The organism is Azoarcus sp. TTM-91 (genome assembly GCF_012911025.1).
In the GTDB taxonomy this organism is placed as follows: domain Bacteria; phylum Pseudomonadota; class Gammaproteobacteria; order Burkholderiales; family Rhodocyclaceae; genus Azoarcus.
In genome coordinates, this window is record NZ_WUEI01000068.1 from 1 (window position 1) to 24,963 (window position 24,963).

Sequence of the window (24,963 nt, forward strand, 5' to 3'; positions counted from 1 at the left end):
GGCGTAGCCTGGGCCTGCCGAAGCCGGTCAACGCAAAACGCCGTTCGACAGGCGAACGGCGTTTCGTGCTGCAAGCACCTTCCGGATTGAACCGCTGGGCAAGACCCGCAGCCGGCTTTCACCGCTGCAACCCTCATGGCCGCAATCCCGCGCGGCCCGCCCCCGCAGCGCTCAGACCACCGCGACCGCCGGCCTGGCGTCCATCTCGATCGGTGCGTACTCGCCGTAGCCGTCCGGCCAGGGGGTGAGGATTTCGAAGCCGTTTTCGGTGACCGCCACCATGTGCTCCCACTGGGCGGACAGGGAGCGGTCCTTGGTGACGACCGTCCAGCCGTCGGGCAGTTGCTTGGTATCGGCGCGGCCGGCGTTGATCATCGGTTCGATGGTAAACACCATGCCCGGCTCCAGCTTCAGGCCGGTACCGGCGCGGCCGAAGTGCAGCACTTGCGGCTCGCCGTGGTAGACCTGCCCGATGCCGTGGCCGCAGTACTCCCGCACCACGGTGAAGCCTTCGCGGTGCGCCACCGTCTGGATGGCGTGGCCGACGTCACCCAGCGTGGCGCCGGGGCGAACCGCGCGGATGCCGGCGCGCATCGCCTCGTAGGTGGTATGCACCAGGCGGCGGGCGAGGATGCCGGGCTTGCCGACGAAGTACATGCGGCTGCTGTCGCCGTACCAGCCGTCCTTGATGACGGCAACATCAATATTGACGATATCGCCCGCCGCCAGCCGCTTGGCCGAGGGGATGCCGTGGCAGACCACATGGTTCACCGAAGCGCAGACGGTCTTCGGGTAGCCGTGGTAGCCGATGTTGGCGGGGATGGCGCCCTGGACGTTGACGATGTAGTCGTGGCACAGGCGGTCCAGCTCGTCGGTGGTGACGCCGGGCTTCACATGCTCGCCTATCATGCGCAGCACATCGGCCGCCAGCGCGCCGGCCTGGCGCAGCTTGGCGAGTTCTTCCGGGGTGCGCAGCGGGATGTCTTCCTTGGCGGCCATCATGCGGCCCTGCCCAGGGTGTCGGCCACGAGCCCGGTGCCGGCCAGCGCGGAGGCGGCCTCGCCGTCCGGCGTCAACAGCAGGCGGCAGATCTCGCCGTAGTTCAGGCCGGGGTTCAGCTCGGCCAGCATGCCGACGCGCAGCCAGTGCTCCGCCTGCGCGTTGATGGAGCGGCTGAACGCGCCGCTGGTGTGGCGCAGCGCTTCATGCATCTGCTCCGAAATCTTGACGATGCCCATGCCTATGGCTCACTCGGTGTATGGTTTGTATATGGTTCATATACTACCAGATGCGATGGCCATCGGACAGGCGGCGTTCGCCGCGAGATCTCCCCATCGGCACCTCAACGCCATTCGCATATCTGCGGAAGCGCCAATCCAAATCGGAATAAATCGGAACGGAGCGGCGGCCTGCGATGCATGATGAGGCCCGCTTGGCACTCACCGGTGCCGAGTGCCAACAGATGGCGCGCAGCCCCGGTGGCTGCGCGCGGCCGGCGGCGCATGGGCGCCGCATCGCTAACAGGAGCCCCCACATGGCCATTCGCCCTCTCCACGACCGCGTCATCGTCAAGCGCACCGAGCCCGAACGCACCACCGCCAGCGGCATCGTCATTCCCGATTCCGCCGGCGAAAAGCCGGACCAGGGCGAGGTGATCGCCGTGGGCCGCGGCAAGGCGCTGGACAACGGCGAGATCCGCCCGCTGCAACTGAAGGTCGGCGACCGCGTGCTGTTCGGCAAGTACGCCGGCCAGGCGGTGAAGCTGGAGGGCGAGGAAGTGCTGGTCGTGCGCGAAGAGGACATCTTCGCAGTGATCGAGTAAGCGCCCGCCTCGCCTCTTCCCTCCCCTGCTCAATCTGACAAAGAAACGGAGTTCTCCATGCCTGCAAAGCAAGTGCTGTTCGGTGACGACGCCCGCGCCAAGGTCGTGCAAGGCGTCAATGTGCTCGCCAATGCCGTCAAGGTCACTCTCGGCCCCAAGGGCCGCAACGTGGTGCTCGAACGCGCCTTCGGCGCCCCCACGGTGACCAAGGACGGTGTGTCCGTCGCCAAGGAAATCGAACTGAAGGACAAGTTCGAGAACATCGGCGCCCAGCTGGTGAAGGAGGTCGCCTCCAAGACTTCCGACAACGCCGGCGACGGCACCACCACCGCCACCGTGCTGGCCCAGGCCATCGTGCGCGAAGGCTTCAAGTTCGTGGCCGCCGGCTTCAACCCGGCCGACCTCAAGCGCGGCATCGACAAGGCGGTGACCGCCGTCGTCGCCGAGCTGCAGCAGATCGCCAAGCCGACCACCACCAGCAAGGAAATCGCCCAGGTGGGCGCCATTTCCGCCAACTCGGACGCCGACATCGGCGACATCATCGCCAAGGCCATCGACAAGGTGGGCAAGGAAGGCGTGATCACCGTGGAAGACGGCAAGAGCCTGGCCAACGAGCTGGAAGTGGTCGAGGGCCTGCAGTTCGACCGCGGCTACCTGTCGCCCTACTTCATCAACAACCCGGACAAGCAGGTTGCCGAACTGGACAACCCCTTCATCCTGCTGTTCGACAAGAAGATCTCCAACATCCGCGATCTGCTGCCGGTGCTGGAGCAGGTGGCCAAGGCCGGCCGCCCGCTGCTCATCATCGCCGAGGACGTGGAAGGCGAAGCGCTCGCCACCCTGGTGGTGAACACCATCCGCGGCATCCTCAAGGTGGTGGCGGTAAAGGCGCCCGGCTTCGGCGACCGCCGCAAGGCCATCCTGGAGGACATCGCCATCCTCACCGGCGGCCAGGTGATCGCCGAGGAAGTGGGCCTCAGCCTGGAGAAGGCCACGCTGGCCGACCTCGGCCAGGCCAAGCGCGTCGAGGTGCAGAAGGAGAACACCACGCTGATCGATGGCGCTGGCAGCGTGGATGCGATCAAGGCCCGCGTCGCCTCCATCGACGCCCTGATCGGCGCGGCCAGCTCCGACTACGACCGCGAGAAGCTGCAGGAGCGCAAGGCCAAGCTGGCCGGCGGCGTGGCCGTCATCAAGGTGGGTGCGGCAACCGAGGTCGAGCTGAAGGAGAAGAAGGCGCGCGTGGAAGATGCGCTGCATGCCACCCGCGCCGCGGTCGAGGAAGGCGTGGTGCCCGGCGGTGGCGTCGCCCTGCTGCGCGCCCGCGCCGCGATCAAGGACTTGAAGGGCGACAACCACGAGCAGGACGCCGGCATCAAGATCGTGCTGCGCGCGGTGGAAGAGCCACTGCGCCAGATCGTCGCCAATGCGGGCGACGAAGCCTCGGTGGTGGTGGCCAAGGTGCTCGAGGGCAGCGGCAACTTCGGCTACAACGCCGCCAACGGCGAGTACGGCGACCTGGTGGAGCAAGGCGTGCTGGACCCGGCCAAGGTCACCCGCTCCGCGCTGCAGAACGCCGCCTCGGTGGCCGCGCTGATCCTGACCACCGACGCGCTGGTCGCTGAGCAGGCGGACGACAAGCCCGCCGGCGGCCTGCCCGCGGGCGGCCCCGGCGGCTTCGGCGGCCCGGAGTTCTAAGGCGCCGCCTGCCCTGAAGCACGCGGGCAGCGCTTGAAAGCAAGGGGCCGGGATACCCTCCCGGCCCCTTGCTTTTGCGGCCTCTGCCCAGCCATTCCGCGGCCTCGCCCTGCGGTCCGGCTTGCCGGCGGGGAAACGGCCCGCTGCGCGGCGCCCTGGAGGCAGGCCGCCGGCCGTGGCCTCTCTAGCGCGGTTCGCCGCTGTCTACGCCGTCACCCGCGCCCGGGATGGGCTCCCCGCCCTTCTCCGGCGGCAGCGATTGCAGCCAGTCGCGCAGGATGGCGGTGACCTTGTCCGGCTGCTCCAGCGGCGAGAGGTGGCCGCACTCCGGAATGATCTCCAGCCGCGCGCCGGGAATGGCCTCGGCCATCTCCTTGTGCACCTCGGGCGGCGTCAGGCTGTCGTCTGCACCGCAGACGATCAGCGTCGGGCAGCGGATGGCGGCGAGCGAGGGGCGGCTGTCCGGCCGGCCGATGATGGCGCGCTGCTGCTGCACGAAGACCTCGTAGCCCACGCTGATCGCCATCGACTGGAAGGCGCTGCCCACCTCCGGCGTGTCCGCATGGTCGGGCAGCGCCAGCTTGGCCAGCAAAGCCTCGACCACCTTCGGGAACTCCGTCTTGCCACGCGCTATCAGCGCCTCCCGCCCGGCGGTGGCCTCCTCGGTGTCCGGCCGGGCGCTGGTATCCAGCAGCGCCAGGGCGCTCACCCGTTTCGGCGCGCGGCGCATGATCTCCAGCGCCACATATCCGCCCATGGACATGCCGACCAGCACGAAGGGCGTCTCCGGCGCCGCCGCCAGCACGTCGTCCGCCATGTCGGCGATGGTGCTGGAGCGGGTGAGATCGCCCACGGTGCATTTGGCGACATCCGCGAGTGCGCTCACCTGGTTTTCGTACAGGGTGGCGTCGTTGAGCAGGCCCGGCAGCATCAGTATTGTCTTTCTATCCATGTCGTGTCTCCCTCGACGATGGCGCGGAATGACCGCGCAGAGGCCCGGAATGCCAAGACTGCAGCGGTTTCCGGACGGGCGGCCGCGCGCACCGGATGCGGCCGTGCCTCTTCGACAGCGCAGGCCGGCGCGCAGGTTCCCAGCGCCCGGAATGGAAACGCCCGGAAACACCTTCGCCCGGAACCCACTACGGGCACATCCGCCCCCCGCCTGGGCTCGCCAGCTGGGCTACATTGAATGCGGATATTCCTGCTGTATTCCTGCCGGGCGCCGAGTGCGTCGGCTTCAATGACCAGGAGATGTCATGCCGCGTTCCGCCAACCTCCCCCCGCCGCCCTCCAACTCCGGCGCACGCTTGCGGCGCGCCCTGGCCGTCGCACTGCTCGCCCTGCTGCCCGGCCTCGCTTCCCTCGCGCAGGCGGCGCCGCTCTACCGCTACACGTATACCGGGCTGCCCTACAGCCAGGGCGATGGCAGCACCTACGGCGGCGGCAACACCGCCGGGAGCTTCCTCTCCGCCGAAATCACCTCGCGCACACCGCTCACCGCCGGCCTGGGCAACCTGATCGGCACGCCGGGCCTGAGCTTCCGCATGTGGGACGACAACAGCGACTTCACCTACGAGAAGACGGTGGCGCCGTACCTGACGCTGCTGCCGCAGTCGGTGCTGGATGAATACGAGGCCAATCCCAGCGAGGACATCTACCTCATCTATCCCGACTTCCCCTACACCCTGGTGGTACCGCCCTACCACTTCGAGGCCAGCATCATCTTTGCCGAACTGGACGCTTCGGGCGTACCGGTCGCATGGGAACTGAGCCTGCAGCTGATCACCTACGATCCGGATCGCCTCGATCCCTATACCCACGGGCTTTACAGCAGCAACTGGGCCGGCGCCTGGCTTGAACCGCAGGCGGATACCAACACGGCCGGCGGCAGGGCCGGTGCCGATACCTTCGGAGCCTCTTTCAACAACCCCGGCAGCTGGCAGCTCACCGTCCTGGATGTGCAGGCGCTGCCGGAGCCGGCCTCTTCCACTCTGCTGCTCGGCGGCCTGGCGGCCCTCGCCGTGATGCGCAAGCGCCGCCGGCCCGGTCAGCCCTGATGGGCGATGAGCTCGCCGATGGAGCGCGCACCCGGCGCCCAGGCCTCCATCACCAGGCCGATTGCCACCAGGAAAACGGCGGTCAGCAGGAAAGGCAGCGCGGTGCGGCGCAAGGCGGTCACCAGCCAGTGATTCACATCGCCCCCGGTGCGCCGCAGGCGGCGGTACAGCGAGTAGGAGAGCACGCCGTCGAACAGCAGCTCGGCGAACAAGGCCGGCGCCAGGTAGATCAGGTAGAAGGACGCCAGCATCAGGCCGAGGAAGAAGGCCACCACCGCCAGCGGAATCGCCAGCTCGTCCGCCTCCGCCACCGAAGCCGCGCCCTTGCCCAGGGACCAGCCGCCCTCCGCCTCCACCGGCAAGGGCACGGCTGCCGCCGCCGGCGCCTCGAACGAAGCGCTGGCGCCGCCGCCAGCGAAATCGCCGCCGCCACCGCTGCGCGGCGCCGCCAGTCGGCCGCCGCCCTTCGGGTTCCAGTTGAAATCACCGCTCACCAGCTCGGCGAAGCCGGGGTCGTCGCCGCGGTTGCGCAGCCACAGCCACAGCATGAAGAGGAAAAAACCGTAGGCCAGGCCCAGCGCCAGCGGATAACGCACCGCCATGGAATCCAAGCCGGCCAGCAGCATCAGGAAGGAGCACAACAGGCCGGCCAGGCCAGTGAGCAGCACGATCAAGGCCATCTGCAGCCGGGGCCAGCCATTCTGTTCCAGCCGGCGTTGCAGGCGCAGCACCGCTTTCGAGCGAATCCGCAGTTTTCGGCCCATGAAATCTCCATAAAGGATGAAGGCGAGATTGAAGGCAAACACCGCCGCCCGCGCCCGCGGGCGGCGCCGGATTCTAATCAATCCGCGTTTTTCCCTCCCCCCAACCGGTCACGCTTCACACCTTTTCCCGCTCCGCCGGCGGCCAGCCCGCGGACATCGCCGTACCCGCCCCGGATCTTCAAACCGCTCTGCCCCAGGAGGAAGATGTCATGACGGATGCACTACCCCTCAAGCCCGCCGGCGCGGGAACCCTGCCGAAATCCATCCTGCCCGCCGCGCTCGCGCTGGCGGTGCTGCTGCCCGGCAGCGCCTCGGCAGCGCTTTACCGCTACAGCTACTACGGCAATCCCTATAGCGAGGGCCTGGGAGCGGTCTATCAGGAAGGCAACACCGCCGAGAGTTTCCTGCGGATGGAAATCACCTCCCCCACCCGCCTCGCCGCCGGCCTCACTAACTTGATGAACCCGGGCGTCAGCTTCACCGCCTGGGACGACGCCGGCTCACTGACCTACGAGAAGGTGTTCGAGCCCTACCTGGAACCCCTGCCGCAGTCCACCCTGGACAGCTGCGAGATCGACCCCGACTGGTGCAGCACCTTCTACCCTTACTTTCCCTACCGGCTGGTGACGGCGGGCTACAGCTACAACGCCAGCATCTTCTTCTACGAGATGGATGCCCTGGGCACACCGACGCTGTGGAGCGTGTTGCTGGACTATGAGTACAGCCCGGACGACGACCCCGGCATCTTCGGCGGGCGATACATGCTCACCGAGAACTGGGGCCCCGCGGGCGAGGTCGAGCCGCAGGATCTGCATGTTGCCGGCGCCTGGCCCTCCGGCTGGAGCCCGGTAGGCGCCGGCCACGACAACCCCGGCTACTGGACGCTGGAAGTCCTCGGCGTGCCCGAACCCTCCGCCCTCGCCCTGACCCTGGGTGGCCTGATGGGGCTGTTCGGCCTGCGGAGGACGCCGGCCGGCCGCGGCAAGCCGGCCTGAGCGCACGCCGGCATCAGCGGCCTGGCGCACCCGCTCCGATGAGGCGCGCCAGGCCGCAGCGCTAGCCCCGCGGCTCGGGGCGCAGCGGCTGCCCCCGGGCGCGCCCTTCACAAACGGATCGAACAAGGGCTTCCAACACCCGGGGCGCGGGGAACGCCGTTTGCTGCATCAGCGCACCGTCTCCTGGACCCGGCCGTCGATGCGCTACTTCGCCCTCGCCTTCCTCCTCGCCCTGCTCGTCCTCGCCTGGCAGCTGCACAGCGGCCGCATCGCCATTCCGCCGCAGTGGAACCCCTGGGCGCCGCTGGAAGTGGCCGCCGCGCCCAACTGGCTCACCCGCTACAAGTTGCAGCGCCTGAACGGCGACCCGGCGCTCTGCCGGACGGTACTTGAGCAGACCGGGCTGCGGCAGGCGGCGCTACCGGACCGGGACCTGGGCAAGGGCTGTGGCTGGAAGAACGCGGTGCGCGTCAGCGACGAACGCTTCGCGCCCGCTTTCACACTTAGCTGCACCGCGGCGGTGTCGCTGGCGATGTGGGAACGCCACACGCTGCAGCCGGCCGCCCAGGCTCACTTCGGCCAGCCGCTCGCCCGGGTAGAGCACCTGGGCAGCTACGCCTGCCGCAATGTGCGCGGCGGCGCCGGCGAAGGCGGCCGCCGCAGCCAGCATGCCAGTGCCAATGCCTTCGATGCCGCCGCCTTCCGCCTCGAAAACGGCCGCCGCATCCGCATCCTCGGCCACTGGCACGGCAGCGGCGCCGAAGCGGCCTTCCTGCGCGACGCCCGCGATGGCGCCTGCCGCTTCTTCAACGGCACCCTGAGCCCGGACTACAACCAGGCCCATCAGGACCACTTCCACCTGGACTGGGGCGGCTACCGGATGTGCCGTTAGCTGCGCCCCCGGCATGTACGGGCAACACCTGCAGGCCGGCCCGCGCTGCCGGCCCGCACGGGCATGTCAGGCCAGCACCTCAATCCGCCCGGGCAAGATGTTTGTTGCTGATCTCCCGCGCAGCCGCAATCAACGCGGCGCCGTCCAGCCCCTTGGCCTTCACCTCCTTGATCCACTCGGCTTCCACGCTCTCCGCCGCCTTGCGCATCGCCTCGTAGTCTTCCGCCTTCTGTATCACCAGCGTGTTACCCAAGGCGGCGGCGCGCTTGCGCGAGACTTCGGTGGCGCGATCCCAGGATGCACCGAACTTCTCGACCAGCGGCAGGCCGCTGTTGCGGTCTATGACCGCCTTCAGCTCGACCGGCAGCCCCTCGTACTTCTTCTTGTTCATCAGCAGCGCCATCGAGACGGCGAAATAGGCCGGCTTGCCGGCGGGCGGTTCGGTATGGAAACGGGCGATCTCGTCGAGCTTGATCGCGGTAACCAGCTCCCACGGCGCCAGCGCGCCGTCGGCCACCCCGCGGGAGACGCTCTCGGTGATGGCGCTGGCTGGCATGTTCACCGGCGCGGCGCCGAGGGCGGAGAGCAGCCTGGAGGACACGCGCGAGGGCGAGCGCAGCTTCACCCCCTTCATGTCCGCCAGCGTCCGCACCGGTGCCTTCACCGTGTTCAGGTTCTGGCCGCTGCCGCTGTGCAGGGCCAGCACCTTGTAGCGTTCGAAATCCTTGCGTGCGTGCTGCTCGTAATAGGCCCACATTGCCCGGCTGCCGCCCAGGCCGTCAGCCGGCACCACGAAGGGCAGCTCGATGGCCTCCATCGCCGGGAACAGGTTGGGGGTGTAGCTGGGCGAGGTCCACACCACGTCGGCGATGCCGTCGCGCACATGGCTGACGAGGTTGGGCGGCGTGCCGCCTATGGCCATCGCCGGATACAGCTCGCATTGCAGGCGGCCGCCGGATTCCGTGCGCAGGGTTTCGCACCAAGGCTCCAGCACATCGCGCTGCAGGTTGGAAATCGAGGGCAGGAAGTGGGCGACCTTGATCTTCACCGGCGCGGTCTGCGCCTGGGCCCCAAAGGCGGTGGCGGCCAGGACGGCGGTGAGGATGAGCTTGAGCTTCATGCGGAGTCTCCTTCTGCTGGGATGGGAAAGGGGCCCGTCACCGCGGGCCTTGCGTAGGGAAGTGGGCACGATCCGGGCTACGCTGGCCGGGAGCGCCTGCATGCGGCGGGATCGGCGCGGCCTCGCCCCTGCCCGGCCGGAGGCGCCGGACAGCGGATGGATGACGCCACCGGCCGCGGTGGAGAACCGCGGCTGGCATCAGTCCGGGCACGGCAGCCCGAGAGCCTTCAGGCCTTCAGGCCTTCAGCCCGAGCAGCCGGGCGGCGTTGTCCTTGAGGATGCGTTGATGCAGTTCCGGCTTGAAGCCGGCCTCCTTGAAATCCGCCAGCCAGCGTTCGGGAGTGATCAGCGGGAAGTCGGTGCCGAACAGCACCCTGTCCTTCAGCAGGGTGTTGGCGTACTGCACCAGCGGTTTGGGAAAGTACTTGGGCGACCAGCCGGAGAGGTCTATCCACACATTGGGCTTGTGCAGGCACAGCGACAGCGCCTCGTCCTGCCACGGCCAGGAGGGGTGGGCGATGACGAACTGCATGTCGGGGAAGTCGATGGCGGCGTCTTCCAGGTGCATCGGGTTGGAATACTCCAGCTTCAGCCCGCCGCCGCCGCGCATGCCGGTGCCCATGCCGGAATGGCCGCTGTGGAAGATGGCCGGCAGCTTGTATTCGGCGATCACCTCGTACAGCGGCCAGGCCATGCGGTCGTAGGGATGGAAGCCCATCATGGTGGGGTGGAACTTGAAGCCGCGCACGCCGTGGTCCTCGATCAGCCGGCGGGCTTCGCGCGCGCCCATCTTGCCCTTGTGCGGATCGATGCTGGCGAAGGCGATCATCATGTCGCTGTTGGCCATCGCCGCTTCGGCGATCTCCTCGTTGGGGATGCGGCGGCGGCCGACGTGGGCTTCGCAATCCACGGTGAACATCACCAGCCCGAGCTTGCGCTCGCGGTAGTAAGCGATGGTCTCGGCGATGGTGGGCCGGCGGTCGGAGCCGAAGTAGCGGTCGGCCGCGCGGTCGTATTCCTCGCCGTAGGGGTCAGGCGGCTGGCAGCAGGAGACTTCTGCGTGGGTATGGATGTCGATGGCGACCAGTTCTTCCAGCTTCATGATGCGGTTCTCCTTGCGGCCGGTCAGGCGCCGGCGGGGGCGTTGAGCTGCTGCGCCAGCTCGAGGTAGAAGCCGAGGCTGGCGGGGTTGGCCATGGTGTCCGGGTTGGCCACCTTGGCCGGGTCGCCGCCCAGCAGCAGCTTGCGCACCGGCACTTCCATCTTCTTGCCGGTGAGGGTGTGCGGAATCTCCGCCACCGCGTAGATCTCGTTGGGCACATGGCGCGGCGAGGCCTTGCTGCGGATCTGCCCGCGGATGCGATCCTTCAGCGCCTCGTCCAGCACGAAGCCGGGGCGCAGCACCACGAACAGCGGCATGAAGGATTCGCGGCCCAGGTATTCCAGGTCCACCACCATGCAGTCGCGTATCTCCGGCAGCTCTTCCACCACCCGGTAGATTTCGGCGGTGCCCATGCGGATGCCGTGGCGGTTGATGGTGGAATCCGAACGGCCATAGATCACCGAGCTGCCGTAGGGGGTGAAGCGTATCCAGTCGCCGTGGCGCCACAGGCCGGGATAGACGTCGAAGTAGCTGTCCAGGTAGCGGCGGTTGCCCTCGTCGTTCCAGAAGAACAGCGGCATGGAGGGCATGGGCTTGGTGATGACCAGTTCGCCCACCTCATCCACCACCGCCTCGCCCGCTTCGTTGAAGGCATAGGCAGCCACGCCCAGTTCGGGGCACTGGATTTCGCCGGCATGCACCGGCAGCGTGGGCGCGCAGGCGACGAAACCGGAGGCGATGTCGGTGCCGCCGCTGATGGAGGCCAGCCACACCTTCTCCTTCACCTGGCCATGCACCCATTCGTAGGCTTCCAGCGGCAGCGGCGAGCCGGTGGCGTTGATCGCCCGCAGCGCGGCGAAGCCGGCGTATTCGCGCGGCACCAGGCCGTCCTTCATGCAGTTGATGAGGTAGGCGGCGCCGCAGCCAAAGTGGGTGAGCCGCGCTTCGTCGATGAAGCGCCACAGCGCGTCGCCGTCCGGCGCGGCCGGGTTGCCGTCGTACAGCACCATGGTGGCGCCGGTGAGCAGGCCGCCCACCATCAGGTTCCATACCACCCAGCCGGTGCCGGCGAGGAAGAGCATGCGGTCGCCCTCGCGCAGGTCGTGCTGCAGCACCATGGTCTTGAGGTGGGTGAGCACGATGCCGCCGTGGCCATGCACCATGGCCTTGGGCAGGCCGGTGGTGCCGGAGGAATAGACGATCCACAGCGGGTGGTCGAAGGGGACGCGGTTGAAGCCGAGCGGCGCCGGCTTCTCCACCGCGTCCGCCCAGGTGAGGCGATTGCGCCAGGGCGGGGGCGTGTTGCCGGCGCCCGGGCCGCGCACATGGATGACGTGGCGCACCGTGGGCAATTGCTCCAGCAGCTCGGCGACCAGGCCGCTGCGGTCGAACAGCTTGCCGTTGTAGCGGTAGCTGTCGATGGCGAAGATGACCTTGGGTTCGATCTGGCGGAAGCGGTCCAGCACCACGCTGGCGCCCATGTCCTGCGCGCAGCTGGACCAGATGGCGCCTAGGCTGGCGGTGGCGAGGAAGGCGGCTACCGTCTGCGGCAGGTTGGGCATGTAGGAGACGACGCGGTCGCCCGGGCCGACGCCCAGTTCCCGCAGCGTGGCGGCGAGGGCGCCGGTGGTGGCGGCCAGCTCGGCCCAGCTCACCTCGTACTGCTCGCCGGCCTCGTTGCGCACGATGAGCGCCGGCCGTTCGGCGGAAGCGCGGCGGAAGATGTGCTCCGCGTAGTTCAGGCGGGCGTTGGGAAACCACTGCGCCCCCGGCATCTGCTGCGAGGCCAGGGCCGGCTCCGGGCTGCCGTCGGCCTGGATGTCGAAGTAGTCCCACACCTCGCGCCAGAAGCTGTCCAGCTCATCCACCGACCACTGCCACAACGCCGCGTAGTCTGCGCCATCCACACGGTGGCGGCTGGCGATGCGGCGGCCGAAATCGCTCAACGGCGCCTGCGCCAGCATCTCGGCGTCCGGCGTCCACAGCACCTGTCCCTGCGCAATGCCCATGTCGTCCTCCATTCCCTTGTCCGGCTGCCTCTGCCCGGCGGGCGCGACAGCATCTGGGGCGGAGTCTATTTTTCGCGGGCGGCGAAGGACAAACTCAGCCGTCCCGGTCCCGTATGATCATGGTCGTTCACCGCCGTCCGCCGCAGGGCGGAAACAGCCATAAGCCGCAATCTCCGCTTTCAGCCTTGCCGGCCCGCCTCGAGCGCCTGACGGCAGACGAAGCCAGATGCGTGGCTTCGACAGCGGCAATCAGGGCAGGCGCAGCTTTGCTGCCGACGGCGGGTAGCGCCCCGCTACAGCGCAGTGAAAACGAGGTGACCGGCGAAGCGTCGCCGGACGATAATCAGTCTCGAATGATCATTTCCACCTTCATCGCCTCACCTGCCCCGCCAAGCCGCTCATGAAATCCCCCCGCCTGCACCGCCGAGCCAGTACCACGCCGGAGATCCGCGGCTACATCCGCGACTCGGACAAGACCGTGAGCGCACTGGCCGCGGAGCTGGGCATCAGCCGCAACACCGTGCGCAAATGGAGGGAGCGGGCCTCGGTGGAAGACAGGCCGCACACGCCGCTGCAGCTGCGCACCGCACTGCGCCCGGGCGAGGAAACCCTGGCCCTGCTGCTGCGCCAGGTGCTCGCACTGCCGCTGGACGACCTCCTGGCGCTGCTGCGCGAAAGCACCGGCTGCACCGCCTCCCGCTCCGGGCTGGACCGCTGCCTGCGGCGCCACCATGTCGCCCGCCTGCCCGCCGGCAAGGCCGGGCGCGAAGCTTCGCCCGGGGTGGTGGAACTGCACTGGCTGCGGCTGCGCACCTTGCCCACCGGCCTGCTGCTCGGCGTGGATCGCCACAGCCGCTGGGCGGGCTGCGCGCCGCTGCACACGACCCGCCCGGCCAATTGCCGTGCCGCCCTCCTCGCCCTCGCCGCCGCCGCGCCTTTCCCGGTGCGCAACTGGCTGGTCGCCGAAGAGAGTTTCGACCCCGCCCTGCGCTGGCTGGCGGAAGAAGAGCGCTACACGCTGTTCCGCAGCACCATACGCGCCTCCGCCAAGCGGCTGGCAGCCCTGTTCTCCGACGAGGCCCGCGGGGTGCTGGCACCGCTGCTGCCGCGCTTGATAGGCGACGCGCCCTCTCCCAGCCTGCCGCCGGCGCTGCTGCGGCTGCTGGAGCGCTACAACCAGGGCTTCCGTCCGCGCCTGCTGGGCGGGCGCTCGCCGCTGGACGTCGTCGCTGCGAGCTCGGCAGCCCAACCCGCGTCGGCCCTGGCGATGAACCCGCCCGCCGCCGGAGGCAGCATTCGCCCCGCTGCCGAGCCGCCGGGCATCGCCTTCCCTACCCTGGGCGCCACCGCGAGCCGGCAGCGCCCGCGGCCGATCTCGCTCGGCACTCTGCCCAGCCTGGTCGGCTACCGCATCCGCGAGACCCAGCTCGCCCTGTTCAAGGATTTCGAGCACGAGATAGGTGCGCTCAACCTCACCCCCAGCGCCTTCAGCATGCTGGAGCTGCTCAGTTGCAACCCCGGCCTGTCCGCCGCCCGACTGGCCATGCTTATCCAGGTCGAGCCGGCGGCCCTGGCGCCGGTGGTGGACAGATTGCTGGCGCTGGGCCTGCTGCAGCGTGCAGGCCCCACCGGCCGCCGCGGCCAGTTGCTGCTCACCGCGGATGGCGTCGCCGCCCACCGCCAGGCCACCGCCCTGATCGCCCGCCACGAAGCCCGGGCACTGCAGGGATTCAGCAAACGGGAGGTCGCGCAGTTGATGAATGCGCTGGAGCGGGTGGTGGGCAATCTGGCGAGCGCAAAATGAGCCGCCGGAGCCGCCAGCGAGAGTGAGCCGCTCTACCCCGGCCAGCGCCAGGGGCGGGAAGTCCGCCGGGGTGGCGGGCTGCAAAAGGCGCGCCGCCGGCCTGGCAAACATTGAGGAGAAGGGCGGGCGGGAGAGCGCCGCCCGCCGCGCCCGGCCCCTGCTGCGGGCCGCAGGGCTGGCCGCTGGAATCAGGCGCCGGCGAACACCGGCGCGGCGCGGCGGCGCATCACGTCGGAATACTTCAGCTTGCCACCTTCCACCAGCTCCTTCAGCACCGTCTTCAACTGGTTGTCCAGCGTGCCGGTCAGCGCCTTCTCCGGCGTCGCCGCCATCGCCGGAATGAACACCAGGCCTATCCAGGTGGTGATCGAATCCTTGTTGGTGGCCTTGCTCACCACGGTGCCGCTGGTATCGGCCAGCTTCGCTTCCAGCGTGTAATTGTCGGTGGCCGCCGCCGGAATCACGCCAAAGGTGAAGCCGGAGATGAAACCGGCCGCCATCGCCAGACCGGTGTTGCCGTGGTTATAGATGTCCAGCCGCAGGGTGTAGTCGGCGCCCGCCTTGTCGGCTTCATCGAAGCTGTGGCGGGAGAACATGCCGGAGTCGCCCAGGCTCTTGCCCACCAGTTCGTGGATCTTGTCCCGGTTCACCAGGATCTCCGTCACCGGCGCGCCCGGCTCACCGCGGAAGAAATGCGTTTCGACGAACACCGAAGGCTTGTTCTGATAGCCGGAAACATCCGGCAGCGCGCCGGCGTCGGCAATCTCGTTGTTCCTGAAAGACGCGCAGCCCGACAGCACCGCCGCCGCGCAAAGCATGGCAACCCAACCCTTGAATCCCATCTTTGAACTCACCCTTTGATTTGAAATGAAACGCTGAGAAAGCAGGCGCATGAGCGCCGGCATACACCAGGCCCCACGGACCAGCCCTCACGGCCGTTGCCCGCAAGCCCGCCGGCACGCGCTCCCCTTCCTGTTCCGGGGGGTAGAGCGCGGCCCTCCCTGCTGGCGCCCGCACGGGCGAAGCGGTGATACCGCCCCGGGGCGCGACGGGGCGGGATTGTATGCACTCTGCAACAAAATGGAAGCGCGTCGGTGGCGCAGCCTGTTATGCGGGGCGGGGAGATTGCGCTGCCGTCAGATGATGCTGTCGACGATTCCGCCCTCCACCCGCAGCGCAGCGCCGGTGGTGCAGCTGGCCTGGGGCGAGGCGGCGTAGACACAGAGGTGGGCGACCTCGTCCGGCTCGGCGAAGCGGCCGATCAGCGAGGTGGGGCGATTCTCGGGGACGAAGCGGGCCTTCATCTCCTCATGGCTCAGGCCTCTCTCCGCGGCCATTTCCTCCACCATGGCGCGGGTGCCAGCGGTGTAGGTCGGGCCCGGCAGGATGGCATTCACGGTGACGCCGCTGCCAGCCAGCGCCTTCGCCAGCCCGCGCGACAAGCCCAGCAGGGCGGCCTTGGTAACGCCGTAATGCAGCATGTCCGGCGGAATGTTGATTGCCGACTCACTGGAGATGAACTGGATGCGCCCCCAGTGCCGCGCCCGCATGCCCTGGGCGTAGTGGCGCGACAGGCGCACGCCGCTCATGACGTTGACCTGGAAGAGGTGCTCCCAGTCGGCGTCGTCCAGGGCAAAGAACTCCCGCGTCTCGTAGATGCCGAGCACATTCACCAGGATGTCCGCCTCCGGCTCGGCGACCATCAGCGCGGCGCAGCCCTCCACGCGGCCCAGGTCCGCCACCACCATGCTGTAGCTGCCCTGCGGGCTGCGCCTGCGCAGGTCCTCGCAAGCGGCGGCGGTCTTGGCCTCCTCGCGGCCGGTGACGATCACATGGGCGCCGGCCTTGCCCAGGCCCTCGGCCACCGCGAAGCCGATGCCGTCGGTGGAACCGGTAACGATTGCACGCTTGCCGGAGAGATCAATGTTCATGGTGTTTCCTCCTCGCATCGCCGGTGTGGATGGATGCGGCGGAGAAAAGCCGCCTCGCGCCGCCCGAGCGGATCAAGGATGCGGATCACGCCCGCCCGGAAGCTGGCAGGCGTGCAAGCGCCATTCCCTGGAGGAGGGACAAGGGGAAGTCGTGGCGGCGAGAAGGAAAACAGGAAGGAAGCGCCGCCGCCTGGGATAGCCCCGCGGACAGCGCCCTCCAGCCTCGGCGGCCGGCTCAAGCCCAGCGCTCAAGCGCCGGCCAGTCCCGCGCCGGAGAGGGCGAAGCTCAGTTACCCGGGAGGCTGCGGCTGTTGTCGCCGGCGGCCGATGCCGATTGCGTCGGCAGCACGTAGCGCAGCTCCGCCGTCGGCGGCGCGGCGCTGCCATCAGCCTCCACGCCTTGCGCCAGCAGCTTGTCCTTGATGCGCTCGGCGATCTCGTCCTCCACGGCGGCGCGCTCTTCGGCCGGCATGGCGGCCAGATCCTCTTCGGTCAGGCCCATGTCCCTGAGGATGGCGTCGCGCATGCGCTCGGCCGGCGTCTTTTCCATGTAGTCGCGGAAATCCGCCAGAACCTTCTCTTCGCGCGCGCGCTGGATCTCAGCCTTGTCCTGCGCGGTCATCACCGTCTTGGCCGGGGTTTCGGTGCTGGCGCTGTCGCTGCCGCCGCCCACCTGGCGCGCCTTGCTCAGAGCGGCCTGGAAGCTGGCCTGGCTGTCGCCGCCAGCGGCGGCGGAGGAATAGGTCTTGAACGTCGTGCTGTCGTAGCTGGTATCGATCTTCATGGCGAACGTCTCCACTCGCATTGGCCCCGGGCGCTACGCAAGCTGCGTACCAATCCGGATACACGCGTGTAAACACGGGGAATTCCGCCACCCCCACCGGCCCGGCGCCGGGCAGGAAGCGGCAGCCTCCGCCGCCCGCCGGCAAAAGCTGCCGGCTTCGGCCGCCGGCGGGCGGCAACAAGCGCCGCCGTCCGGCCGCATATCCCCTGCCAGCCGGCCGGGGGATAATCCCGGGCTTGCCCTGCCCTCTATCGCGAAGGAAAACAACATGAGCCAGTCCCGCGACCGCGCCCCCGCTCCGCCTGCCACCCGCGCCCTGTCGCCGCGCACCCTCACCGCCCAGGCCCTGGGCCGCGTCGCCGAGCCCTACCGCGACCTGGTGCCGCCGCTGCACGCCTCCACCACCTTCGAACGCGCCGGCGACGGCAGCTACCCCGGCGGCCGCCTGTATTCCCGCGACTTCAGCCCCGCCTACGACCAGGCGGAGGAACTGCTGACCACGCTGGAAGGCGGCCACCAGGCCCTGCTGTTCGCTTCCGGCATGGCCGCCGCCACGGCCGTGCTGCAGGCGCTGGAGCCCGGCCAGCGCATCGTTGCCTGCCGCTCCATGTACTGGGCGCTGCGCAACTGGCTAGTGGCCTTCGCCCAGCAATGGAAGCTGGACCTCGCCTTCTACGACAACGCCGACCTGGACGGCATGGTCGCCCTGCTGCGCGAGGCGCCGACCACGCTGCTGTGGCTGGAGACGCCGGCCAACCCGACCTGGGAGGTGATAGACATCGCCGCCGCCGTCAGCGCCGCCCGCGCCGGCGGCACCACGGTGCTGGTGGATTCCACCGTCGCCACCCCAGTGTTCAGCCAGCCGCTGAAGCTGGGCGCGGACATCGTCATGCACTCGGCCACCAAATACCTCAACGGCCACTCCGACGTCATCGCCGGCGCCCTGGTGTGCCGCGAGGATGGCCCGCTGTGGCAGCGCATCCGCCGCAACCGCAACCTCGGCGGCGCGGTGCTCGGCCCCTTCGAGGCCTGGCTGCTGCTGCGCGGCATGCGCACCCTGCAGCTGCGGGTGCAGCAATCCGCCGCCAACGCGCTCGCCATCGCCCAGGCGCTGGAGGGCCATCCCGGCCTGGTGGAAGTGCTCTACCCCGGCCTGCCCAGCCACCCGCAACACGCCATCGCCGCACGCCAGATGCAGGGAGGCTTCGGTGGCATGCTCTCCATCCGCAGCACCGGGGGCGAAGCGCGTTCGCGCGCAGTCACCGCCCGCCTGCAGGTGTTCAAGCGCGCCACTTCGCTGGGCTCGGTCGAAAGCCTGGCCGAACACCGCGCCAGCGTGGAAGGCCCCGGCAGCCCCTGCCCGCCCGACCTGATCCGGCTGTCGGTGGGCATCGAGGCGGCGGAGGACCTGATAGACGACCTGAAGGAAGCGCTGGCGGACTGAGCGCCCGGCTGCGGCGGCGGGTGGCGGCGCCCGCCGCTGGCTGCCGCCCCGGCCAGGTGCCGGGCGCCGCGGCGGCGACAGATGCCGGCGGCCTCAAGCCGTATGCATGAAGCCCGCCTCGCAGGCCGCAGCCAGCCGCCCGCCATGCCCTTCGCATCATCACTTCCATCGCTAAGCTAAACCGATTTTTTTCGTTAGTCCCTGGCGCCCCCCGCCCACACAATGCGCGGTCCGCGAACCCTACGCGCGACCACCGATGCACAACCAAACCGAACGCCTCGTCCACTGGCTGATCAGCGGCCTGCAGCTGGAAGCCAGCCTGTTCCATGTCGGCCAGTACTGCGGCAACTGGCGCGCCTCCACCGCCGGCCGCGCCCGCGCCAGTTTCCACCTGGTGCTGCGCGGCCAGTGCTACCTGCACCTGGACGGCCGCGCGCCGCTGGCGCTGGCCGAGCGCGACGCGGTATTCCTGCTGCGCGACCTGCCGCACCTGCTCACTCCCACGCCGGACCGCGACGCCGCCCGCCCGGCGGCGATGAGCGCGCTGCTACCCGCCCGCGCCGACGGCACCGGCCTCGCCTGCGGCTTCTTCGACTTCCACGGCGCGCCGGCCGAGCTGCTCACCGCCTCCTTCCCCGACTGCCTGCTGCTGCGCGCCGACAGCCCGGCGCTGCGCGCGGTGGCGCCGCTGTTCGACCTCATCCTCGCCGAAGCCGAACGCGCGGACATCGCCGCCGACGACGGCACCGCCCGGCCCTCGCCGCTGGTCTCCCGCCTCACCGAGCTGCTGTTCTTCTACTTGGTGCGTGAAGTCGCCAGCCGCGCCGAGGTCGAGACCGGCCTGTGGGCGGTGGCGGCCCAGCCGCGCTTCGCCCCGCTGGTCGAGCACCTGCTGCACGAGCCTGGCCGCGACTGGTCGGTGGAAGACATGGCGCAGGTCGCCAACATGTCGCGCGCCAGCTTCTTCAAGCACTTCGCCGACACCTGCGGCCAGCCGCCAGCGCAGTTCCTGCTGTCGCTGCGCATGAACATCGCCGCCCGCCGGCTGCGCCGCGGCGACAGCGTCACCCGCGCCGCCGAGCATGTCGGCTACCACTCGCCGGCCGCCTTCACCCGCGCCTTCAAGAAGATCATGGGCGAACAGCCCGGCGCCTATCAGCGCGCCCGCCGCAGCGCCCTGCCGGCGCTGCATGAAGTGGACGCCTGAGCAAGAAACAGCGACGCCCGCGCATAGCCGCGCCGCCGCCCCGGCGCGGACAATTCCCCGCATCACCCATTTCCCCGGAATCGCCGCCATGCCCCGCCTGCCCCTGCAAACCGCCGAGACCGCGCCCGAAGCCGCCCGCCCGCTGGTGGCGCGCAGCGTCGCCAACAACGGCTTCCTGCCCAACCTGGTGGCGGTGCTGGCGAATGCGCCGACCGCGCTGGAAACCTATCTGACGGTGGCCGAGATCAACGGCCGCAGCAGCCTCGGCCTGATCGAGCGCGAGATCATCCAGATCACCGCCGCCGCCATCCACGGCTGCGAATTCTGCGTCGCCGGCCACACCGCGCTGGCGCTGAAGAAGGCCGGCCTGGAGCGCGCCACCGTGGCCGCGCTGCAGCGCCGCGGCCTCACCGGCAACGCCCGCTACGACGCGCTGGTAGCCTTCACCCGCGCCGTCATCGTCGCCCGCGGCGCGGTGGGCGACGGCGAGCTGGCGGACTTCATCGCCGCCGGCTACAGCCAGCAGCAGTCGCTGGAAGTGGTGCTGGGCGTCAGCCTCGCCACCCTGTGCAACTTCGCCAACAACCTGGCCGCCAACGACATCAACCCGGAACTCGCCGCCTTCCGCCCCGGCGCGCTGCAAGCATGAGCGCCGCGCTGAACTGGTTCGCCGAGCAAGCCGAGGCGCTGGACCGCGACGACAGCCACGCCGAAGCCCTGGTGCCGGAACTGGCCAGCCGCGGCCTGTTCCGCATCGGCGTGCCGCAGGCGCTGGGCGGCAGCGGCGGCGACACCTACGACGCGGTGGAAGCCATCGCCGCCGTCGCCGGCCAGTCGCTCACCGCCGCCTTCGTCTTCTGGGGCCAGCGCACCTTCATCGAGTTCCTGCTGCAGACACCCAACGAAGCGCTGCGCGAGCGCCTGCCGCCGCTGCTGGCCGGCGAGCATGCCGGCGCCACCGGCCTGTCGAACGCGATGAAGTTCCTCTCCGGCATCGAATCGCTGCAGATCGCAGCCACGCCCGACGGCGAGGGCTGGCGCCTGAACGGCAGGCTGCCGTGGGTGACCAACCTGCGCCGCGCCGGCTTCACCGTCGCCGCCGCGGTACAGACGCCGGACGGCGGCGCCGCGGTGGTCGCGCTGGACCACGACCAGCCCGGCCTCGCCCGTAGCGCCGACCTGGACCTGATCGCCCTGCGCGGCAGCAACACCGCCGCCATCAGCGTCGCCGACGTCGCCATCGACAGCAGCCGCCTGCTGCATGCCGACGCCCGCAGCTTCTGCCCCGGCGTGCGCCCCGCCTTCCTCGGCCTGCAGCTCGGCATGTCGCTGGGCGTCGCCCGCCGCGCGCTGGCACAGGCCAGGCAGGAGGGCCAGGGCGCCCACGCGGTGCTGCTGCCGCAGATCGAACAGACCTCGGCCGAACTGGAAGGCATCGCCACCAGCCTGCGCGAAGGCCTCGCCGCCAAACGCTTCCAGGCCGAACCGGCGGCGCTGTTCCGCCTGCGCATCCGCCTTGCCGAACTGGCGCAGGCGGCGGTGGGCCTGGAGCTTTCCGCCAGCGGCGGCCGCGCCTACCTGGCCGACCAGGACAAAGGCTTCCCCCGCCGCTGGCGCGAGGCCGCCTTCATCCCGGTGGTCACGCCCAGCCTCAGCCAGCTGCAGGGCGAACTGGCCAAGCACGCGAACCGATGACGCCAGCTGCAAGCCAGCCCCGCACGCTCGAAACGGCGGCATCGGCCAGCGCCGAAACGGTGCTGGCCGGCGACAGCCTTTCCTTTGCCTATGCCGACGGCAGCCCGGTGTTCAGCGAGGTGTCGCTGGCCATCCGCCGGCGCGAGATCGTCTGCCTGCTGGGCGGCAGCGGCTGCGGCAAATCCACCCTGCTGCGCACCCTGGCCGGGCTGGAACGGCCAGCCGCCGGCCAGGTGGCCTTCCTCGGCCAGCCCTGCAGCGCGCCGCATCCGCGCAGCGCGCTGGTGTTCCAGCAGGCCAGCCTGCTGCCCTGGCTGAACGTGGCGGACAACGTGCGCTTCGGCCTGGATTTCCGCCATCAGCCGCGCATCGCCGCCGAAGCGCGCGAGCGCCGGGTGGCCGAGGCCATCACCGCCGTCGGCCTCGCCGGCCGCGAGCGCGCCTGGCCGGCGGAGCTTTCCGGCGGACAGGCGCAGCGGGTTGCGCTGGCCCGCGCCCTCGCCCGCGAGCCGGAACTGCTGTTCGCCGACGAACCCTTCTCCGCACTGGACGCCATCACCCGCGCCGAAATGCAGGCGCTGCTGGTGGAGCTGGTGCACCGCTGGCATGCGGCGGTGCTGCTGGTGACCCACGACATCGACGAAGCCATCCTGGTGGCCGACCGCATCCTGCTCATGGGCAGCCGGCCAAGCCGCATCCACCGTGAATGGACGGTGGACATTCCCCACCCGCGCGAGGCCGACGCCGCCGCGGTCACCGCGCTGCGCCTGTCCATCCTCGGCGCCCTGCGCGAAAGCACGACCGGCGCCTGAACGCCGGCATTCCACGCACGCGATCCTTCCATCCAACCGAACGCCTGAACCTCCCGGAGCCCCCCATGGACCGCGACTCCCAAGCCACCCGCCCCCACGTCTGCGCCTCGCCCGACTGCGGCTGCGGCCTCACCCGGCGCGACTTCCTGCGCTTCTCTGCGCTGGCCACCGCCGGCGTAGCCGCGCCGCTGCTGCGCGCCGGCGATGCCTTCGCCCAGAACCGCCGCGGCGACGACGTACCGGTGAACATCGGCTACCTGCCCATCACCGACGCCAGCCCGCTGCTGATCGCCCATGCGCGCAAGCTGTTCGAAGCCGAGGGCCTGCGCACCGAGAAGCCGCGCCTGTTCCGCAGCTGGGCGCAGATCGTCGAAGCCTTCGTCGCCGGCCAGGTGAACGTCATCCACCTGCTGTCGCCGGCCACGCTGTGGGTACGCTACGGCACCCGCTTCCCGGCCAAGGTGGTGGCCTGGAACCACATGAACGGCTCCGGCCTCACCGTGGCGCCGGACATCCGCACGGTGGCCGACCTCGGCGGCAAGACGGTGGCGGTGCCCTTCTGGTACTCCATCCACAACATCCTGCTGCAGAAGCTGCTGAACGCGAACGGGCTGACGCCGGTCACCACCGGCCGCGGCGATCCCGGCCCCAAGGAAGTGAAGCTGGTGGTGCTGCCGCCGGCGGAAATGGTGTCCGCGCTGGCGGGCAAGTCCATCGCCGGCTACATCGTCGCCGAGCCCTTCAACGCCGCCGCCGAGGTGAACCAGGTGGGCAAGGTGCTGCGCTTCTCCGGCGACGTGTGGAAGGACCACGCCTGCTGCGTCACCTTCCTCGCCGAGCGCGACATCGCCGAGCGGCCGGAATGGGCACAGCGCGTCACCAGCGCCATCGTCAAAGCCCAGCACTGGACGCGCAGCAACCAGCTCGAAGCCGCCAAGCTGCTCTCCAGCAGCGGCGAAGGCCGCTACACGCCGCACCCGGTGGATACCCTGGCCAAGGTCTTCTCCACCACCGACTACGCCGGCTACGAAGCCAGCGGCGTGGTCCGCCACAAGGGCTGGCAGCAGCGCCGCATCGACTTCCAGCCCTACCCCTTCCCCTCCTACACCGAGGAGCTGGTGCGCTCACTGGCGAGCACCCGGCTGGAAGGCGACAACGGTTTCCTCAAGACCCTGGACCCGGCCTTCGCCGCCCGCGACCTGGTGGACGACCGCTTCGTCCGCGTCGCCCTCGACCAGCTCGGCGGCCCGCAAGCCTTCAGCCTGCCCGCCGACCTGCGCCGGCGCGAAACCGTGGAGGTCTGATGGCGGCGCCTTTGTCTTCCGCCTCCCCTGCCCTGGGTGCCGCCCAGGGCCGCCCGGCACGCCGCCGGGCGGCCGGCCCGCTGCTGCCGCTGGCCGGCCTGCTGCTGGCGGCGCTGCTGTGGGCACTGGCCACCGCGCTGATGGCGCGCAATACCCCCATCGCCGCCCAGTTCTCGCCGCAGCGGGCTTTCCCCGCCCTCGCCGGCCTGCTGGTCGATCCCTACCTGTGGGAGCACGTCGGCCTCAGCCTGCAGCGGGTGGCGGTGGGGCTGGCCTGCGCGCTCGCCATCGGCGTGCCGGCGGGCATCCTCACCGGCATCTCGGCGCACTTCGCCCAGGCCAGCGGGCCGCTGTTCCAGTTCCTGCGCATGATCTCGCCGCTGTCGTGGATGCCGATCGCGGTGATGGCGCTGGGCGTGGGCGACGCGCCGGTCTACTTCCTGCTCGCCTTCGCCGCCGTCTGGCCCATCCTGCTCAACACCGCCGCCGGCGTCGCCCAGCTGGACCGCAACTGGCTGCTGCTGGCGCGCAGCCTCTCCGCCACCCGCGGCGAAACCATCCTGCGGGTGGTGCTGCCCGGCATCACCGCCCACATCCTCACCGGCGTGCGGCTGGCCATCGGCATCATCTGGATCATCCTGGTGCCCGCGGAAATGCTGGGCGTGTCGGCCGGCCTGGGCTACTTCATCCTCGACGCCCGCGACCGCCTCGCCTACCCCGACCTGATGGCCGCCATCCTGCTGATCGGCTTCCTCGGCTACCTGCTGGACCACGCGGCGCGCTGGCTGCACAGGCGGTGGCTGCACCGGGCCTGAGCGCGGGCTAGGAACCTGAGGCGGCGAAGGGATTGAGCACGGTCAGCACCTCATCGACGACCAGGCCGTGCTGCATGTCTTCCGAATAGAGGGTGGAACAGCCAGCCTCGAGCGCGGCGGCGACGATCAGGCTGTCCCAGTAGTTGAAACGGTAGCGCTGCCGCAGGCCTGAGCCGCGGCGGTGGAGCGCCGGGCCCGGCGCGATCACCCGGCAGCGCTGGTAGAAGCTCTCCACCAGCGCCTGCAGCGGCGCCTCCGCCATGCCCGCCTTGCGCAGCAGGTTCGACGAAACCTCCGCGATCACCTGCTCGCTGATCACGTATCTCGCGGGGTGGACGACCAAACGGCACGCCGTGGCGTGCCGTTCTTCTTCCCCCGGCCTCAGCACCAGGGCATAGAGCCAGACATTGGAGTCGATGAAGCACTCATCGCTCATGGCTCTCGTCCCGGCTCAGCGGCTCGAAGCCGGGCACGACCAGGGGCTCCCGGCACAGCAGGGCGATCGCGTCGTCCTTGGCGGCCGCCGCCGGCTGGTCGCCTTCGTACATCACCACCACCCGCACCGCCATGCCGGGCGCCAGGGGAACAGACGCGGGCAGCGGTATGGCTGCATCGCGGATGACCGAATCGAACTCGACTGCCTGCATGATGGAACTCCTGCTCGAACACGCGTCGCCACATCATAGAACAGGAGTGCAGCCCCCATCC

The 24,963-nt window shown here is 69.6% G+C and carries 25 protein-coding genes; 13 read left to right on the forward strand and 12 right to left on the reverse strand.

All coding sequences use genetic code 11. From position 1 onward, the window contains the following. Nucleotides 1-171: 171 nt before the first annotated feature. Both map and GRF61_RS16485 read right to left on the reverse strand, forming a co-directional pair. A complete protein-coding gene (gene map, locus GRF61_RS16480; protein WP_169151744.1) occupies nt 172-999 on the reverse strand; it encodes a type I methionyl aminopeptidase in 828 nt (275 codons plus the stop codon). Further along, nucleotides 999-1,238 (reverse strand): ParD-like family protein, encoded by a 240-nt coding sequence (locus tag GRF61_RS16485; RefSeq protein WP_169151724.1) that lies wholly within the window; start codon nt 1,236-1,238, stop codon nt 999-1,001. The genes map and GRF61_RS16485 overlap by 1 nt, the downstream gene beginning before the upstream one ends. A 296-nt stretch (nt 1,239-1,534) precedes the next feature. Between GRF61_RS16485 and groES the strand changes: the two genes are divergently transcribed. Further along, nucleotides 1,535-1,822 carry a co-chaperone GroES gene (gene groES, locus GRF61_RS16490; RefSeq protein WP_133587527.1) on the forward strand — a complete coding sequence of 96 codons (288 nt, stop codon included), beginning with the start codon at nt 1,535-1,537 and terminating at the stop codon, nt 1,820-1,822. 57 nt (nt 1,823-1,879) lie between these two features. Continuing rightward, on the forward strand, nt 1,880-3,520 hold the full coding sequence (gene groL / locus GRF61_RS16495; protein WP_169151725.1) for a chaperonin GroEL: 1,641 nt from the start codon (nt 1,880-1,882) through the stop codon (nt 3,518-3,520). A gap of 184 nt (nt 3,521-3,704) precedes the next feature. Here the strand turns inward: groL and GRF61_RS16500 are convergent, their stop codons facing one another. Continuing rightward, nucleotides 3,705-4,472, reverse strand: a complete 768-nt coding sequence (locus GRF61_RS16500; RefSeq protein WP_169151726.1) for an alpha/beta hydrolase — start codon at nt 4,470-4,472, stop codon at nt 3,705-3,707. A gap of 304 nt (nt 4,473-4,776) precedes the next feature. Between GRF61_RS16500 and GRF61_RS16505 the strand changes: the two genes are divergently transcribed. Continuing rightward, nucleotides 4,777-5,577 (forward strand): VPLPA-CTERM sorting domain-containing protein, encoded by an 801-nt coding sequence (locus tag GRF61_RS16505; RefSeq protein WP_169151727.1) that lies wholly within the window; start codon nt 4,777-4,779, stop codon nt 5,575-5,577. Here GRF61_RS16505 and GRF61_RS16510 read toward each other — a convergent pair. Next, complete coding sequence (locus GRF61_RS16510; protein WP_211166024.1) at nt 5,568-6,341, reverse strand: hypothetical protein; 774 nt, start codon at nt 6,339-6,341, stop codon at nt 5,568-5,570. The two genes, GRF61_RS16505 and GRF61_RS16510, sit on opposite strands and share 10 nt — an antisense overlap. Before the next feature lie 209 nt (nt 6,342-6,550). On the opposite strand from GRF61_RS16510, the gene GRF61_RS16515 reads away from it, so the two are divergent. Together GRF61_RS16515 and GRF61_RS16520 are read left to right on the forward strand one after the other, a co-directional pair. After that, nucleotides 6,551-7,336: a PEP-CTERM sorting domain-containing protein gene (locus GRF61_RS16515; protein ID WP_169151728.1), complete on the forward strand. Its 786-nt coding sequence runs from the start codon at nt 6,551-6,553 to the stop codon at nt 7,334-7,336. Between the two features lie 160 nt (nt 7,337-7,496). Next, on the forward strand, nt 7,497-8,228 hold the full coding sequence (locus GRF61_RS16520) for an extensin family protein (RefSeq protein ID WP_211166025.1): 732 nt from the start codon (nt 7,497-7,499) through the stop codon (nt 8,226-8,228). A 79-nt stretch (nt 8,229-8,307) separates the two neighbouring features. Here GRF61_RS16520 and GRF61_RS16525 read toward each other — a convergent pair whose 3' ends face one another. The 3 genes from GRF61_RS16525 to GRF61_RS16535 all read right to left on the reverse strand — a co-directional run bounded on the left by GRF61_RS16525 (nt 8,308) and on the right by GRF61_RS16535 (nt 12,471). Continuing rightward, nucleotides 8,308-9,348 (reverse strand): TRAP transporter substrate-binding protein, encoded by a 1,041-nt coding sequence (locus GRF61_RS16525; protein ID WP_169151729.1) that lies wholly within the window; start codon nt 9,346-9,348, stop codon nt 8,308-8,310. Nucleotides 9,349-9,583: 235 nt separating this feature from the next. After that, the gene (locus GRF61_RS16530; protein ID WP_169151730.1) at nt 9,584-10,450 is read right to left on the reverse strand and encodes an amidohydrolase family protein; all 867 of its coding nucleotides are present in this window, start codon (nt 10,448-10,450) and stop codon (nt 9,584-9,586) included. A gap of 23 nt (nt 10,451-10,473) precedes the next feature. Then, the gene (locus tag GRF61_RS16535; RefSeq protein ID WP_211166026.1) at nt 10,474-12,471 is read right to left on the reverse strand and encodes an acetoacetate--CoA ligase; all 1,998 of its coding nucleotides are present in this window, start codon (nt 12,469-12,471) and stop codon (nt 10,474-10,476) included. A gap of 388 nt (nt 12,472-12,859) precedes the next feature. Between GRF61_RS16535 and GRF61_RS16540 the strand changes: the two genes are divergently transcribed. Further along, nucleotides 12,860-14,263 (forward strand): MarR family transcriptional regulator, encoded by a 1,404-nt coding sequence (locus GRF61_RS16540; protein ID WP_169151731.1) that lies wholly within the window; start codon nt 12,860-12,862, stop codon nt 14,261-14,263. A gap of 188 nt (nt 14,264-14,451) precedes the next feature. On the opposite strand, the gene GRF61_RS16545 is transcribed toward GRF61_RS16540, so the two are convergent. From GRF61_RS16545 to GRF61_RS16555, 3 genes are all read right to left on the reverse strand, one after another. Further along, nucleotides 14,452-15,105: a hypothetical protein gene (locus GRF61_RS16545; RefSeq protein ID WP_169151732.1), complete on the reverse strand. Its 654-nt coding sequence runs from the start codon at nt 15,103-15,105 to the stop codon at nt 14,452-14,454. Between the two features lie 294 nt (nt 15,106-15,399). Continuing rightward, nucleotides 15,400-16,194 carry an SDR family oxidoreductase gene (locus GRF61_RS16550; RefSeq protein WP_169151733.1) on the reverse strand — a complete coding sequence of 265 codons (795 nt, stop codon included), beginning with the start codon at nt 16,192-16,194 and terminating at the stop codon, nt 15,400-15,402. Between the two features lie 286 nt (nt 16,195-16,480). Beyond that, on the reverse strand, nt 16,481-16,978 hold the full coding sequence (locus tag GRF61_RS16555; RefSeq protein WP_169151734.1) for a hypothetical protein: 498 nt from the start codon (nt 16,976-16,978) through the stop codon (nt 16,481-16,483). Between the two features lie 268 nt (nt 16,979-17,246). Between GRF61_RS16555 and GRF61_RS16560 the strand changes: the two genes are divergently transcribed. From GRF61_RS16560 to GRF61_RS16590, 7 genes are all read left to right on the forward strand, one after another. Then, nucleotides 17,247-18,422, forward strand: coding sequence for a PLP-dependent transferase (locus GRF61_RS16560; RefSeq protein WP_169151735.1), 1,176 nt, complete (start codon nt 17,247-17,249; stop codon nt 18,420-18,422). A gap of 256 nt (nt 18,423-18,678) precedes the next feature. Then, complete coding sequence (locus GRF61_RS16565; protein ID WP_169151736.1) at nt 18,679-19,629, forward strand: AraC family transcriptional regulator; 951 nt, start codon at nt 18,679-18,681, stop codon at nt 19,627-19,629. 88 nt (nt 19,630-19,717) lie between these two features. After that, entirely contained in the window at nt 19,718-20,278 is a 561-nt protein-coding gene (locus GRF61_RS16570; RefSeq protein WP_169151737.1) for a carboxymuconolactone decarboxylase family protein, read from the forward strand. Next, nucleotides 20,275-21,324, forward strand: coding sequence for an acyl-CoA dehydrogenase family protein (locus GRF61_RS16575; RefSeq protein ID WP_169151738.1), 1,050 nt, complete (start codon nt 20,275-20,277; stop codon nt 21,322-21,324). Before GRF61_RS16570 ends, GRF61_RS16575 begins: the two co-directional genes overlap by 4 nt. Further along, on the forward strand, nt 21,321-22,136 hold the full coding sequence (locus GRF61_RS16580) for an ABC transporter ATP-binding protein (protein ID WP_169151739.1): 816 nt from the start codon (nt 21,321-21,323) through the stop codon (nt 22,134-22,136). Before GRF61_RS16575 ends, GRF61_RS16580 begins: the two co-directional genes overlap by 4 nt. A gap of 65 nt (nt 22,137-22,201) precedes the next feature. Beyond that, the gene (locus tag GRF61_RS16585) at nt 22,202-23,440 is read left to right on the forward strand and encodes an ABC transporter substrate-binding protein (protein ID WP_169151740.1); all 1,239 of its coding nucleotides are present in this window, start codon (nt 22,202-22,204) and stop codon (nt 23,438-23,440) included. After that, nucleotides 23,440-24,255 (forward strand): ABC transporter permease, encoded by an 816-nt coding sequence (locus GRF61_RS16590; RefSeq protein WP_169151741.1) that lies wholly within the window; start codon nt 23,440-23,442, stop codon nt 24,253-24,255. The genes GRF61_RS16585 and GRF61_RS16590 overlap by 1 nt, the downstream gene beginning before the upstream one ends. A gap of 7 nt (nt 24,256-24,262) precedes the next feature. On the opposite strand, the gene GRF61_RS16595 is transcribed toward GRF61_RS16590, so the two are convergent. After that, nucleotides 24,263-24,691 carry a PIN domain-containing protein gene (locus tag GRF61_RS16595; protein ID WP_169151742.1) on the reverse strand — a complete coding sequence of 143 codons (429 nt, stop codon included), beginning with the start codon at nt 24,689-24,691 and terminating at the stop codon, nt 24,263-24,265. Then, the gene (locus tag GRF61_RS16600; RefSeq protein ID WP_169151743.1) at nt 24,681-24,902 is read right to left on the reverse strand and encodes a hypothetical protein; all 222 of its coding nucleotides are present in this window, start codon (nt 24,900-24,902) and stop codon (nt 24,681-24,683) included. The genes GRF61_RS16595 and GRF61_RS16600 overlap by 11 nt, the downstream gene beginning before the upstream one ends. Nucleotides 24,903-24,963: the final 61 nt, after the last annotated feature.